The sequence below is a fragment of the Xanthobacter agilis genome, from assembly GCF_021730435.1.
Taxonomy (GTDB): Bacteria; Pseudomonadota; Alphaproteobacteria; order Rhizobiales; family Xanthobacteraceae; genus Xanthobacter; species Xanthobacter agilis.
In genome coordinates this window covers 145355-159050 of the sequence record NZ_JABWGX010000001.1, presented here as the reverse complement: position 1 = coordinate 159050, position 13696 = coordinate 145355, and the positions used below count along the sequence as shown (strand labels likewise).

At 67.9% G+C, this 13696-nt stretch carries 13 protein-coding genes; 5 read left to right on the top strand and 8 right to left on the bottom strand.

Going from position 1 to position 13696, the window contains the following annotated elements; genetic code table 11:
• Nucleotides 1-143: 143 nt before the first annotated feature.
• The 6 genes from HUW53_RS00775 to HUW53_RS00750 all read right to left on the bottom strand — a co-directional run bounded on the left by HUW53_RS00775 (nucleotide 144) and on the right by HUW53_RS00750 (nucleotide 6420).
• Entirely contained in the window at nucleotides 144-2222 is a 2079-nt protein-coding gene (locus tag HUW53_RS00775; protein WP_237343829.1) for a cation:proton antiporter domain-containing protein, read from the bottom strand.
• 270 nt (nucleotides 2223-2492) lie between these two features.
• Nucleotides 2493-3098 carry a 3-isopropylmalate dehydratase small subunit gene (leuD, locus tag HUW53_RS00770; RefSeq protein WP_237343828.1) on the bottom strand — a complete coding sequence of 202 codons (606 nt, stop codon included), beginning with the start codon at nucleotides 3096-3098 and terminating at the stop codon, nucleotides 2493-2495.
• Nucleotides 3099-3175: 77 nt separating this feature from the next.
• Complete coding sequence (locus HUW53_RS00765; RefSeq protein WP_237343827.1) at nucleotides 3176-3736, bottom strand: cytochrome b; 561 nt, start codon at nucleotides 3734-3736, stop codon at nucleotides 3176-3178.
• Nucleotides 3737-3797: 61 nt separating this feature from the next.
• Nucleotides 3798-4259 (bottom strand): metallopeptidase family protein, encoded by a 462-nt coding sequence (locus tag HUW53_RS00760; protein ID WP_237343826.1) that lies wholly within the window; start codon nucleotides 4257-4259, stop codon nucleotides 3798-3800.
• 470 nt (nucleotides 4260-4729) lie between these two features.
• Nucleotides 4730-6157: a 3-isopropylmalate dehydratase large subunit gene (gene leuC, locus HUW53_RS00755; RefSeq protein WP_237343825.1), complete on the bottom strand. Its 1428-nt coding sequence runs from the start codon at nucleotides 6155-6157 to the stop codon at nucleotides 4730-4732.
• A gap of 92 nt (nucleotides 6158-6249) precedes the next feature.
• Nucleotides 6250-6420 (bottom strand): hypothetical protein, encoded by a 171-nt coding sequence (locus HUW53_RS00750; protein WP_237343824.1) that lies wholly within the window; start codon nucleotides 6418-6420, stop codon nucleotides 6250-6252.
• A 141-nt stretch (nucleotides 6421-6561) separates the two neighbouring features.
• Here HUW53_RS00750 and HUW53_RS00745 point away from each other — a divergent pair, with 141 nt between their 5' ends.
• Nucleotides 6562-7278 carry an MgtC/SapB family protein gene (locus tag HUW53_RS00745; protein ID WP_237343921.1) on the top strand — a complete coding sequence of 239 codons (717 nt, stop codon included), beginning with the start codon at nucleotides 6562-6564 and terminating at the stop codon, nucleotides 7276-7278.
• Between the two features lie 5 nt (nucleotides 7279-7283).
• On the opposite strand, the gene HUW53_RS00740 is transcribed toward HUW53_RS00745, so the two are convergent.
• Nucleotides 7284-8102 (bottom strand): TrmH family RNA methyltransferase, encoded by an 819-nt coding sequence (locus tag HUW53_RS00740; protein WP_237343823.1) that lies wholly within the window; start codon nucleotides 8100-8102, stop codon nucleotides 7284-7286.
• A gap of 433 nt (nucleotides 8103-8535) precedes the next feature.
• On the opposite strand from HUW53_RS00740, the gene HUW53_RS00735 reads away from it, so the two are divergent.
• The 4 genes from HUW53_RS00735 (at nucleotide 8536) to HUW53_RS00720 (ending at nucleotide 12503) form a co-directional block, all read left to right on the top strand.
• Complete coding sequence (locus HUW53_RS00735; RefSeq protein ID WP_237343822.1) at nucleotides 8536-9075, top strand: Hsp20/alpha crystallin family protein; 540 nt, start codon at nucleotides 8536-8538, stop codon at nucleotides 9073-9075.
• 216 nt (nucleotides 9076-9291) lie between these two features.
• Nucleotides 9292-10440, top strand: a complete 1149-nt coding sequence (locus HUW53_RS00730) for an OpgC family protein (RefSeq protein WP_237343821.1) — start codon at nucleotides 9292-9294, stop codon at nucleotides 10438-10440.
• Nucleotides 10441-10508: 68 nt separating this feature from the next.
• Nucleotides 10509-11225, top strand: a complete 717-nt coding sequence (locus HUW53_RS00725; protein WP_237343820.1) for an SGNH/GDSL hydrolase family protein — start codon at nucleotides 10509-10511, stop codon at nucleotides 11223-11225.
• Between the two features lie 81 nt (nucleotides 11226-11306).
• Nucleotides 11307-12503: a site-specific DNA-methyltransferase gene (locus HUW53_RS00720; protein ID WP_237343819.1), complete on the top strand. Its 1197-nt coding sequence runs from the start codon at nucleotides 11307-11309 to the stop codon at nucleotides 12501-12503.
• Between the two features lie 22 nt (nucleotides 12504-12525).
• Here HUW53_RS00720 and mutY read toward each other — a convergent pair whose 3' ends face one another.
• Nucleotides 12526-13611 (bottom strand): A/G-specific adenine glycosylase, encoded by a 1086-nt coding sequence (gene mutY, locus HUW53_RS00715; RefSeq protein WP_237343920.1) that lies wholly within the window; start codon nucleotides 13609-13611, stop codon nucleotides 12526-12528.
• Nucleotides 13612-13696 lie beyond the last annotated feature (85 nt).

The following is a 13696-nucleotide window of genomic DNA, read 5'->3' as shown; positions in this document are numbered from 1 at the left end:
CGCGCCGCACGTCCCCCGCCCCGCATCCGCCGGAAGCAACCCCGATGACGGTACGACACCGGCAGCGCCACACCGAAGCGCCAGCCCCAGGCGCGCGCTATGCGCTCACCCCTGGCCTCGGCACATCCTTCCGAGCGTCGGGCTCAGCTTGCCGGCGGCGGGTTCCCTGCGGCGACAGTGGTCCCGGCCGAGGCTCCGGGCGCGAGCGAGGCGGGCGCCGCCGGCTCCACGCCGTCGCCGTGGGCCGGGGCATCGGGGGCGGCTGACGCCACGGACGCCTCCTGCACGGGCGAGAGCCCGGACGCCGCAGGGGCGGCGCTCTCCCGTTCCACCTCGGGGCCGGGCAGCACATGGCCCAGCATGCCACGCGCCACCTCGCGCTCGCCCATGATGATGAAGTTTGCGCCGGTCTGGCGCAGGCGCTCCACTTCCTCGTCCGAATGGGCACGGGCGATGATCTCGATGTCGGGATTGACGGCGCGCGCCTTCTTGAGCACGCCGCTCGCCTCGAAGCCGTTGGGAATAGCGAGGATCAGCCGCTTGGCCCCCGCCAGATTGGCGGCGGTGATGGCGGCCGGGGACGCGGCGTTGGCATTGACCACCTCGAAGCCGCCCTCCCGCAATTCCTCGACCCGGTCTTCCTGGTCCTCGATCACCAGCAGCGGCACGCCGGCGGCCTTCAGTGCCTCCGCCACCAGCCGACCCACACGGCCGTAGCCGACGATAACGGTGTGGTCTTCCTTGTCCGTCAGTTGCAGGGCTTCCTCACCGTCGGCGTCCTCGGAACCGGAGGCCTCGGCGGCCGAGCTTCCCTTTGCCTTCGCGGCCGCCCGCGCCTCCGCTTTCGCCGCCTTGGCTTCGGCCTTGGCTTCGGCCTTGGCTTCGGCCTTGGCCTCCGCCTTCGCCACCTCCTTGGCGGCGGCCTTGGCGGCGGCTTTCTCCTCGGCCTTCACCGCCTTGGCCTCCGCCTTCTCCAGCTTGCGGGCAACCTCCCGCGCCATGTCCTGCGCCATCTTGCGGGCGCGGAAACGGTCCAGCACCAGGAAGAAGAAGGGATTGGCGAGGATGGAGATGATCGCGGCGGCGAGGATCAGGTCGCTGCCCTCCTTCGGCAGCAGGCCCAGGCTCATGCCCAGCGCCACCAGGATGAAGGAGAACTCGCCGATCTGCGCCAGCGAGGCGGAAATGGTGAAGGCGGTGAGCTTGGAATAGCCAAAGATCCGCACCAGCACATAGGCCGCGATCGACTTGCCAAGCAGCACGATGGCAAGGGTGGCGAGCAACGGCAGCGGCTGGGTGACGATGATCTCCGGATCGACCAGCATGCCCACCGACACGAAGAACAGCACCGCGAAGGCATCGCGCAGGGGCAGCGTTTCCTCCGCCGCGCGCTGGGAGAGGGGCGATTCGCTCAGCACCATGCCGGCGAAGAAGGCGCCGAGCGCGAACGACACGCCGAACAGCTTGGCCGATCCGAATGCCACGCCGAGCGCCACCGCGAGCACCGCAAGGCGGAACAGCTCGCGCGAGCCCACATGCGCCACCCAATGCATGATGAACGGGATCACCCGCCGCCCCACCACCAGCATGAGCACCACGAACGCCGCCACCTTGCCGATGGTGACCGCGATCGAGGTCCACACGTTCATCGGCCCGAACCAGGACGCGGCCGCCCCCGCATCCACCGCCTTGCCGCCCAGCGCCTCCGAGAGGGCGGGCAGCAGCACCAGGGTGAGCACCATGGCGAGGTCTTCGACGATGAGCCACCCCACCGCGATCCGGCCCTGCTCGCTCTCGACCAGCCGCCGCTCCTGGAGCGCGCGCAGCAGCACCACCGTGCTCGCCACCGACAGGGCGAGGCCAAACACGATGCCGCCGCCGATGCCCCAGCCCATCAGGTGGGCAAGGCCCATGCCCATCAGCGTCGCCACGCCGATCTGCAGCACCGCGCCCGGCACCGCGATGGCTTTCACCGACAACAGGTCGCGCAACGAGAAATGCAGGCCCACGCCGAACATGAGGAGGATGATGCCGACCTCGGCCAGCTCCTCCGCCAGATGCTGGTCCGCCACGAAGCCCGGGGTGAAGGGTCCCGCCATGACACCGGCGATGAGGTAGCCGACCAGCGGCGACAGCCGCAGCCGCTGCGCGATGGCCCCGAACACGAACGCGAGCACGAAGGCCCCGACGAGGGTCGCAATCAGCGGCGTATCGTGGGGCACGCGTCACCTCCCGGACATGGATACAGACAAAAGAAGCGCGCGCGCCGAACGGCGCGCTCACGCCCGAATGCATGGAATGCCCACAGATTAAGGGAAACCGAGGGCGGGTCCAGCTTTTCCCGCACATGTGGTCGCATCGCCGCAGCCTGGGCGCGCGCGGCGCGGGGCACTGGAAGCCGATTCGCATGACGAGAACGCGTCATGTCCGCCAAGCAGAAAGGGCACCCGCCGGGGTGCCCTCCATATTGTTCTTCCGCAATGGGCGAAGGCTCAGAGCCAGGGGCGCTCGGTGGCCTTGGCGGTCTCGTAGGAGGCAATGGCCGGTGCCTTTTCCAGGGTCAGGCCGATGTCGTCGAGGCCTTCCAGCAGGCAGCGCTTGCGGAACGGATCGATCTCGAAATGGACCGTGCCGCCGTCGGGGCCACGGATCTCCTGGGCCGCGAGGTCCACGGTGAGGGTGGCGTTGGCACCCCGCTCGGCATCCTCGAACAGCTTGTCGAGGTCGCCCTGGGAGACCACGATGGGCAGAATGCCGTTCTTGAAGCAATTGTTGTAGAAGATGTCCGCGAACGAGGTGGAGATCACGCAGCGGATGCCGAAATCGAGCAGCGCCCAGGGGGCATGCTCACGCGACGAGCCGCAGCCGAAATTGTCGCCGGCGACCAGGATCTTGGCCTTGCGATAGGCGGGCTGGTTCAGGACGAAGTCGGGGTTTTCCGAGCCGTCGTCCTTGTAGCGCATCTCGGAGAACAGGCCGGTGCCGAGACCGGTGCGCTTGATCGTCTTCAGATACTGCTTGGGGATGATCATGTCGGTATCGACATTGACCAGCTTCATCGGCGCCGCGACGCCTTCGAGAACGGTGAACTTCTCCATCGGACCTTCCCTCATTCAAGCCTTGTCGGTGCGCGCCGGCCGCACAAGCGCCCGGCGCGCGACGGGTGTTCCGCGCCTCACGCCTCGCCGCGGCGCCCCGGCAGCATCCGCCTCAAAACGTCGTCCTTCAGCACCACATGGTGCGCGACGGCGGCCGCGGCATGCAGCAGCGCCAGGATGACCAGCGCATTGGCCAGCACCTCGTGCACCTCCTTCACCGTACGGCCGAAGGTGCGATCCACCGGCACCGGCGAGGGGATGGTGAAAAGCGAAAAGAATGTCACGGCATCCCCACGCAGGAAGGCGAGATAGATGCCCACCAGCGGGGTCACGATCAGCAAAAGATAAAGCAGCCCGTGCGCCACCTCGGAGGCCAGCGCCACCGGCCGGCTGAGCTGGGCCGAAGGCGCCGGCATCCGCCCGAACAGGCGGTTCGGGATGCGCAGGGCAAGGATCAAAATCAGCACCAGACCCACCGAAATATGGGTCCACCAGATCATGGCGCGCTCGGGGGTGCCGCGTGCGAAGAACGCTTCAAGATAGGTCACGCCATAAATGACCAGCACCGCGAGCACGGTGAGCCAATGCAGCGACCGGGCCAGCGGCGGATAACGGGTGAGGGAAGGATCGACAGGCATGGGAGCTCCTTTATCGGGAAGATTTCTAACCCCTCTCCTTGGGAGGGGTCCAGCAAAGCACTCAATCCGCGTCCGCCTCGACCGCCTCCATGTCGTCGTCCGACAAGCCGAAATGGTGGCCGATCTCATGCACCAGCACATGGGTGACGATATCGCCCAGGGTCTCCTCGTGCTCGGCCCAATAATCCAGGATCGGCCGGCGATAGAGAAACACCATGTTGGGCATCTGCCCGGTCTGGGCGAGCGCGCCGCCCTGCGCCTGCCCCACGCCCTGGAACAAGCCCAGGAGGTCGAACGGCGTCTCCGCGCCGAGGGCATCGAGCACCTCGTCGGTGGGAAAGTCCTCGATGACGATCACCACGTCCGCGCACAGCTTCCGGAACCCCTCCGGCAGCCGGACAAGGGCGCCCTCGGCCAATGCCTCGAACGCGGCAAGGCCCGGCGCGGCGAGGTCGTGCCAAGAGGCGGCGGGCGCCGAGGCGGCGGGCGCGCCCGCAGATGCGGTCTCGGTTTCGGCGGACATCCCTGCTCCCCTCCTCAGATTCCACGCACGACTTGCGTGCGCAAACGACCGGCGAACACACGCGACGGCGAAAGCCCACGCAGCGGGATGCGGAAGAAGTCCGCACGGCACGTCTTGCGCTCACGCCAGCGTGATCTTCACGAATGCAGCCCGAACCGCCCCATTCACCGCGCATTCAGATGGGAATGGTTAAGGAACTCTTAACGGTCTGCATCGTTGATCCTGCAGACAGCGACCAGGAGTGACACCATGCTTCGCAAGCTCGCGGTCGCCAGCGCGCTGGTGGCTATCCTTGGAATTGCAGCGTTTTTCGCCCCACATGAGGCGACAACCACCGCTCTGACCCTCAGCACCGCAACACCGGCCTGAGGCGTGCGGTTCGCACGGGGCATTTTCGCGCCGCGCGATCGCGCGTTTGTGATGGCGCGACGGGCCGTGGACGCTGGCCCGTCGCTTTACCGCAACAGTGCTCAACCCGCCTTCGGGAAGCTGCGCACGTCCACGAAGTGACCGGCGATGGCCGCTGCCGCCGCCATGGCGGGCGACACCAGATGGGTGCGCCCCTTGAAGCCCTGCCGACCTTCGAAATTGCGGTTCGAGGTGGAGGCGCAGCGCTCCTCGGGCTTCAGCCGGTCGGCGTTCATGGCCAGGCACATGGAGCAGCCCGGCTCGCGCCACTCGAAGCCGGCGGCCAGGAAAACCTTGTCGAGTCCCTCGGCCTCCGCCTGTTCCTTCACCAGGCCCGAGCCCGGCACCACCATGGCGTTGACCTTGGGGTTCACGGTGTGGCCGGCGATGACGGCGGCGGCCTGGCGCAGGTCCTCGATGCGCCCGTTCGTGCACGAGCCGATGAACACGCGATCGATACCGATGTCGGTCATCTTCGTGCCGGCCGAAAGGCCCATATAGGCGAGCGCGCGCGTCTTGGCGGCGCGCTTCACCTCGTCCGCGATCAACGCCGGATCGGGCACCACGCCTTCCACCGAGACCACGTCTTCCGGGCTCGTGCCCCAGGAGACGATGGGCGGCAGATTGGCGCCGTCGAGGCGGATCTCACTGTCGAACACCGCGCCCTCGTCGGTGCGCAGGGTCTGCCAATAGCGCACGGCCGCGTCCCAGGCGTCGCCCTGCGGCGCCTTCGGGCGGCCCTTGAGATATTCGAACGCCTTCTCGTCGGGGGCGATGAGGCCGGCGCGAGCGCCGCCTTCGATGGTCATGTTGCACACGGTCATCCGCCCCTCCATGGAGAGGGCGCGGATGGCGTCGCCTGCGAACTCGACCACATAGCCGGTGCCGCCAGCGGTGCCGATGGTGCCGATGATGGCCAGGATGATGTCTTTGGCGCCGACGCCTTCGGGCAGGATCCCGTCGACGGTGACGCGCATGTTCTTCGCCTTCTTCTGGATCAGCGTCTGGGTGGCGAGCACATGCTCCACCTCCGAGGTGCCGATGCCGTGGGCGAGCGCACCGAACGCGCCGTGGGTGGAGGTGTGGCTGTCACCGCAGACGATGGTCGTTCCGGGCAACGTGAAGCCCTGCTCCGGGCCCACCACATGCACGACGCCTTGGCGCTTGTCGAAGCCATCGTAGTATTCGATGCCGAATTCCTTGGTGTTGTCGGCGAGCGCCGCGATCTGGGCGACGCTTTCCGGATCAGGGTTCGGCAAGGTGCGGTCCGTGGTGGGCACGTTGTGATCCACCACGGCAAGGGTCTTCTGCGGCGCGTGCACGGGGCGGCCGGCCATGCGCAGGCCCTCGAACGCCTGCGGGCTGGTCACCTCGTGCACCAGGTGCCGGTCGATGTAGAGCAGGCAGGTGCCATCCTCCTGACGGGCCACCACATGCTCGTCGAAGATCTTGTCGTACAGGGTGCGCGGGCTGCCGGCGGGTGCGGTCATGGGTTCGTCCTTGGGGGTCTTAAGCCGAGGGGCGGCCGGCGCCCGCCGAGGGCGGCCAGCCGGAATGCGAAAGGCGGAAGAAATGTCGCGCGTCAGCGCGCAAGCACAGCCGAGGCGGCGGTGGTGAAGCGGCCGAAGAAGCGGCCGGGCAGGCGCACATGGTCCGGCACCGCCGCAAATTCCATGGTGGTGCGCGCGAACGGCCCGGCGGCGCAGAACGCGGCCCGGCTCAGATTCAAGGAAATGGCGCACCCATGAGACATGGCGGGATTTGTATCAGTTCCACGCTGCCGCGACAATCGCGCGTCGCGACATCGTCATGTCATGTAGTCCCATCACACAAGCGCCCCTTGAAACAAGCGCCTCTTGGCATCGTCGCCTCGCGGCCAGCCGCGGGGGACAGCTTGCGCTTCATCGCCGATTTCCAACTGGTCAGCTTTGTCGACTCGTTCATGAGCCTCGGCGCGGCGTTCGTGCTCGGCACCATCATCGGCGCCGAGCGCCAGTATCGCCAGCGCACGGCGGGCCTGCGCACCAATGTGCTGGTGGCGGTGGGCGCCGCCGCGTTCGCGGACCTTGCGACCCGCGTCGGCACCTCGCAGGACGCCATGCGCGTGGTGGCAAATGTGGTGACGGGCGTCGGCTTCCTGGGGGCCGGCGTCATCATGAAGGAAGGGCTCAACATCCGCGGCCTCAACACCGCCGCGACCTTATGGTGCTCGGCGGCGGTGGGCTCGTGCACCGGGACCGATATGCTGGCGGAAGCCGTGCTCATCACCTTCATCATCGTCGCCGGCAACACGATCCTGCGCCCGCTCGCCGCCTTCATCGACCGCATTCCCATCAACGAGCGCCTGTCGGAGATCACCTACGAGGTGCGCGTTTCCACCACCCCCGCCGCGGCCGCGGTGGTGCGCGACCTTCTCAACGACATCCTGGACGCCGCCAAGTATCCGGCCGCCGATCTCGACACCGAGGACCAGCCCGGCGACGGCGTGGACATCGTGGCGCGGCTGGTGAGCACCGCCGTGAACCGGGCCGAACTCGACGACGTGGTCGAACGGCTCGGCCATGTGCCGGACGTCACCCACGCCACCTGGGAGATCACCACCCAGAACTGAGCCCCTCACACCCCGGCCAGATGGTGCAGCACGATGCCGGAGGTGGTGGCGACGTTCAGGCTGTCGAAGCCCGGCGCCATGGGAATGGCGAGGGTTCGCGCAGTCGCCAGCACATGGGCCGGCAAGCCCGGCCCCTCGGTGCCGAACAGGGCCGCGACGCGGGGCGGCGGCGTGAAGGAGGAGAGGGTTTCCCGCCCAGATGGCGACAGCGCCACCACACTCGTTTGCGCTGCCTCCAGGGCCGCCATCATGGCGCTGACGTCGGCGAGCCGGGCGAAGGGCACGATCAGGCTCGCCCCCACCGACACCCGGATCGCCTTGCGGTAAAGCGGGTCGCAGCTCGCGTGATCAAGCAGCACCAGATCGGCGCCAAAGGCCGCCGCATTGCGGAAAATACCGCCCATATTGTCGTGATTGGTGATGCCAGCCACCGCCACCACCAGCGCCCGCGGTCCCAGCCGATCCAGAAGCGTGCCCGCCTCTACCGCAGGCCGGGCCTCGCCCAGGGCCAGAATGCCGCGATGGATGGGAAAGCCCACGATGCGGTCCATCACCTGCTGCCCCGCCACATGCACCGGAAGCTGAGGCGGCAGCGCGCCGATGATGTCGGCCAGCCGGTCCGCCTGCCCCTCCGACACCAGGAGCGAAAGCAGGCGATGGCCCTGGGCCGTGCGCCCATGCGCGTTGAGATGGCTGGCCAACAGGCGCAGCACCACCTCGCCCTCCGCCATGAAGCGGCCCTGCCGCCCCACGAGATCCCGCTCGCGCACATCGCGATAGGCGCTGATCCGCGGATCGTCGGGATCGGAAATGGAGACGATCATGAAGAAAGGCCCGGCGTGCGGCCGCGGCGGAACGGATGCGCGATCATGGCGCCTTATAGCGTGATCGCCAGCGCCGAGACCACGCCTGTGATCGGCCGGCGGACTTGAGACACATCAAGGCGCACAACGACGCCTGGTGGAAAATGTGCGCACCGACGACAGCCGCGTGCATGAAGCCCCTGGCGGCTATGCATTCGGGTGCATGCGGCCCATGCGGGGCTCCCGTCCGCATGGGCATATTGCCGCCATCCTGGTGGGGCATGTCTTCGGCGCCCGCGCGCCTCTTTCCGGCGCGTCGGCAGTTGTTGGTATGAGTGATCGCGTTCGACTTCCAGCGACCAGAGCCTGGTTCCATCCCCGGCCGGCCGCGAAAGCCGATGAGACCATGGCGGCGAGAAGCCGTCAGTCCATTGTCTGCTTGAAGGAGACGATCATGGCCGAGATTCAGAAGGTTCCGGTACAGAAGATCCCCGCGAAGGCCGGCCCCGGCCGGAGCGTAGTCGCTGCATTGGCCTCACCGTTCGACCAGTTGCGACAGGACATCGAGCAGGTGTTCGACAATTTCCGCTTTGGAAGCCTGGGCTTCCCGCTGCCGCGCGGCGGCTTCGACCTGCCCCGGCCGCGACTCGGCGCGGCGGCACTGGCGCCCGCCGTCGATGTGGCGGAGCACGACACCGCCTATGAAATCACCGTCGAGCTTCCCGGCATGGACGAGAAAGACATCGAGGTGAAGCTCGCCAACGGCAACCTCGCCATCCGGGGCGAGAAGAAGGAAACACGGGAAGAAAAGGAGAAGGACTATTACCTCTCCGAGCGGCGCTACGGCAGCTTCACCCGCGCCTTCAAGGTGCCCGACGGCGTGGACGCCGACAAGGTGGAGGCCCGCTTCGCCAAGGGCGTCCTCACCATATCCCTGCCCAAGAGCGCCGAGGCGAAAAGCCAGGAAAAAACGATCCAGGTGAAGGCGGCATAAGCCCCTCCGCGAACACAGCCGCACGGCCCGGATCCCGCAATCCGGGCCGCTGTGCGTCAGTGTCGCGCGCCTGCGCACGGCGCGCGACACTGACAACAATTTGAACATGAATCGGTCCTAGACCTGCTGCGCTGCACCTGCGCCGCCTCCCGCACCACCATGGGGAACACGGGCAGCGAGGATGCGTTGTCGCAGGATCGACGGGGAGTGACAGCGGTGGCATCAGCGGGAGCGCGCATCGTCAGCATTGATTTCTGGCGCGGCTTTGCTCTGCTCACCATCTTCATCAATCACATTCCCGGCCATGTGCTGAGCGCCTACACCTTCCGCAATTTCGGCGTTTCGGACGCCGCCGAGCTGTTTGTTCTCTTGGCCGGCGTCTCCGCCGCCTTCGCTTATGTGCGCCCGTTCGAGCCGGGACGGCGGCTGCGCATCGGCGCCCGCATCGTCACCCGTGCCTTCAATCTCTATGTGGCTCATCTGGCGCTGGTCATGGTGGCGGTGGCGATCATCGGCGGCTTCGTGGTGGAAGCCGGCGACACCCGCGTACTGGGCTGGTACCACCTCGATCTCATCACCGAGGCGCCGGTGGAGGCCCTGGTGGGCATCGCCCTGCTCACCTTCCAGCCGGCCTATCTCAACATCCTGCCGCTGTATGTGAGCCTGCTGCTGCTGGCGCCGGTGCTGGTGATGCTGGCCCGGCGCAGTCTGGCGCTGGCCCTCGGCGTCTCCGCCGCGATTTACCTCATCGCCCAATTCGCACATCTCGGCCCGCCGGTCTGGCCCGGCGCCGGCCGCTGGTATTTCAATCCCCTGGCGTGGCAATTGCTGTTCACTATCGGGCTGGCCATCGGCGTCGCGCTGGATCGCGGGGGCGTGCGGGTCGCGCGCCGCAGCCTCGACATTCTGGCGCCGCTCTATCTGCTGGCGGCCCTGGTGTGGGCACAGCTTGATTTTCCGCTGTCCCTGGAAGTGTGGCCCCTGCCCGCCTTCATGTGGGATTTCGACAAGTCCTCCCTTGATCTGCCGCGCATCCTGCACATCCTGGCGCTGGCCTATTGCGCGGCACGCCTGCCGCTGGAACGCTGGCTGCGGGCCACCCGCGCCGCCACGCCGCTGATCCTCATCGGCCGCCACGCGCTGCCGGTGTTCTGCTTCGGCACGGTGCTAAGCCTCGGCGCGCAGGTGGTTCGCCCCGCATTCGATGGCGCCGTTTCGTTCGACCTGTTAATCGTTGGGATCGGGTTCTCGCTCCAGTGGTTGCTCGCATGGGCGCTCGAATGGCAGAAGGGTGGACGGACGGCCGACGCACACGCATCGGGCGAACGCGCGGCCGCGTCTCAGCCCTTCGCGCCGCGCGCCTGAGGGCGATCGGCCCCGCCGGGGTCTTCGCCGCGTCCCTGGCCGCGCTCCTCGCCACGCTGTTCGCCGCATTGTTCGCCGCACTCCTGGCGCTGGCGGCACCGGCCTGGGCGGACATGTCGAAGGTCTGCCGCGTCCCCGACATCCTGCTCACCTTCGACAGCGACCTCACGCGCACCGAGCGCCTGGTGGATCGCTCCCAGCCGGTGCGCATCCTGCTCATCGGCCCGCAGCCGGACCGGCTCGCCTTCTCCCAGCACAAGCGCAGCCGGCTGGAGGTGGAGCTGAACCGGCGGCTGCCGGACATCGTCTTCACCATCATCGAGGAGGGACCGCAGCCTGGCCTCGCACGGGAAGACTTCCAGCGCATCCGCAGCGCCATCGAGCAATACGAGCCGGACCTCGTGATCTGGCAGATCGGCACGGGCGATGCGCTGGCCGCCACCGACCCGGAGGATTTCGCCCACACCCTGGAGCAGGCGGCGGATTACCTGAAGGGGCGAAACATCGACCTCGTCCTCATCGACCCGCCGTTCGTGCCCAATGTGTCGCATGAGCAGCTCTACGGCCGAATCGTGAACCAGATCGACACCATCTCCGACCAGGAAAAGATGAACGTGGTGCAGCAATACGCCGCCACCAGCTACCTGCTGTCCCAGCCCGCATCAGCGCCCGCCGCCGCCCCGGCGGAGCCCCCGCCGCAAGCCCCCTCCCCCGCCGAGCAGAAAACCCGCCTGTGCATGCCCGAGCTGGTGGCCGAAGCGATCGTGCGAGCGGTGACGCGGTGAGCTTTTTCGCTCCCTTCACCCGGCCTTAACCCCTTGCCGCCACACTGCGTCCTGTGAGTAAGCGTTGCGTAGGGTTGCGTCATGCGTAGTGTGGTCAAGGGGGCGCCCGGGCAGGCGGCCCGCCGGTCTGGCGAGCATCCGAGTAAGCTTTCGGTCATCGCCCCCTTGACCACAAAAAACGCGCCCCCGTTGCCCCTCGACGAGGTGCTGGTGGGCGACAGCATCCTGGAGCTGTCCAAGCTCCCGGCCCATTCGGTGGACCTCGTGTTCGCCGACCCCCCTTACAATTTGCAGCTCGGCGGTGAACTGAAGCGCCCGGACGAAAGCCGCGTGGACGCGGTGGACGACGCCTGGGACCAGTTCGAGAGCTTTCAGGCCTACGATGCCTTCAGCCGCGCCTGGCTCATGGCGGCGCGGCGGGTGCTGAAACCCAACGGCACGCTGTTCGTCATCGGCTCCTACCACAACATCTTCCGCGTCGGCGCGACGTTGCAGGATCTGGGCTTCTGGATCCTCAACGACATCATCTGGCGCAAGGCGAACCCCATGCCCAATTTCCGGGGCCGGCGCTTCACCAACGCGCACGAAACCCTGATCTGGGCCGCCCGCGACGCCGATGCCAAGTACACGTTCAATTACGAGGCCCTCAAGGCCGGCAATGACGACGTGCAGATGCGCTCCGACTGGCTGTTCCCCTTGTGCACCGGCCAGGAGCGGCTGAAGGACGAGAGCGGCCGCAAGCTGCACCCCACCCAGAAGCCCGAGGCCCTGATCGCCCGCATCCTGCTGTCGGCCACCAAGCCGGGCGACGTGGTGCTGGATCCCTTCTTCGGCTCCGGCACCACCGGCGCCGTGGCCCGGCGCCTGCGCCGCCACTTCATCGGCATCGAGCGCGAGACCGGCTATGCCGAGGCCGCGCGCGCCCGCATCGATGCGGTGGAGCCGTTGCCGGAAGAGGCCCTGATCGCCCCGCCGAGCGCGCGGGAAGCGCCGCGCGTCGCCTTTTCCGTCCTGGTGGACCGCGGGCTGGTGACGCCGGGCGCCGAACTCACCGACGCCAAGGGTCGCTTCCGCGCCGTGGTGCGGGCGGACGGCACCATCGCCCTTTCGGGCGAGGCGCAGAAGGTCGGCTCCATCCATCGCGTGGGCGCCCTCGCCCAGGGGGCGGAGGCCTGCAATGGCTGGACCTTCTGGCATGTGGAACAGGATGGCCGCCGCCATCCCATCGACGTCCTCAGGGCCCGGCTGCGGGCCGAGATGGGCATCGCGGCGGAATAGCCGCGCGGCTATTCCGCGCCCCTCAGCTCCTTTTGGGCGGGCGATTGGCCCCGCCATGGGCCAGCACCTTCCGCATCAATGAGGGCAGCGCCTCCGCGTCGAAATCGCGCGGCAGGACGAAACGCGCGCCATCCGGGGCCGGTGTTCCGGCCGGCAGATCGGCCCGCCACACGCTCAGCTCCAAGGCGAAATGGGTAAAGACGTGGCGCACCGCGCCGGGCAGCGCCCGCCATTGCGCCTTCACCGGGGCATGGCGGGCCGGATCGGCGGGAATTGCCCCCTCGGACGCCGACCAGGGGGTGGCCGGCACCTCTGTCATCTTCGCGAGCAGCCCCTTGTCGGGCCGGGTGCGCAGCAGCACCGCGCCGTCGGCGCGCACGGCGAGGAAGGCGATGGCGGCCCGCTCCGGCTTCGCGGCCTTCTTCGTCTTCACCGGATAGCGCAGCATGGTGCCTTCCGCCCGCGCCCGGCACGGCGCCGAGAACGGACACAGGGCGCAGGCCGGCGACTTGGGCGTGCAGATGGTGGCGCCCAGGTCCATCATGGCCTGTGCATGATCCCCCGGCCGCCGGGGCGGCACGAGTTCGGCGGCCAGCGCCCGAATGCGGGGCTTGGCCTTGGGCAAGGCCTCTTCCACCGCATGAAGGCGGGTCACCACACGCTCGATATTGCCATCGACCGGGCTCGCGGGGAGATTGAAGGCGATGGCGGCGATGGCGGCCGCCGTGTAAGGGCCGATGCCGGGCAGGTCGAGCAGCAGGACCTCATTGGCGGGAAAGCGCCCGCCATGGCGCGCCACCACCGCCTTGGCGCAAGCGTGCAGGTTGCGCGCGCGGGCATAATAGCCGAGCCCTGCCCAGGCCGAGAGCACCTCTTCCAGGGGCGCGTCCGCGAGGTGCGCCACCGTGGGCCAGCGCCGCAGGAAGGCGTCGAAATACGGCACCACGGCCTTCACCGTGGTCTGTTGCAGCATGATTTCCGACAGGAACACATGATAGGGATCGGCCCGCCGCCCCGCTTCCGCCCGCCAGGGCAGGCGGCGACGGTGGATATCGTACCAGGCGAGCAGGGCTTCGGGGTCGGGCGCGGGCAACGGCCTTGTCCCCATGGCGGCGGCGGGCGAAGATGTCATGCGCGCAAAGTGGCCGCCCCGGCGCGTCCCGGCAAGGGGCGGGCCTCGCGCGCCGTCCGGC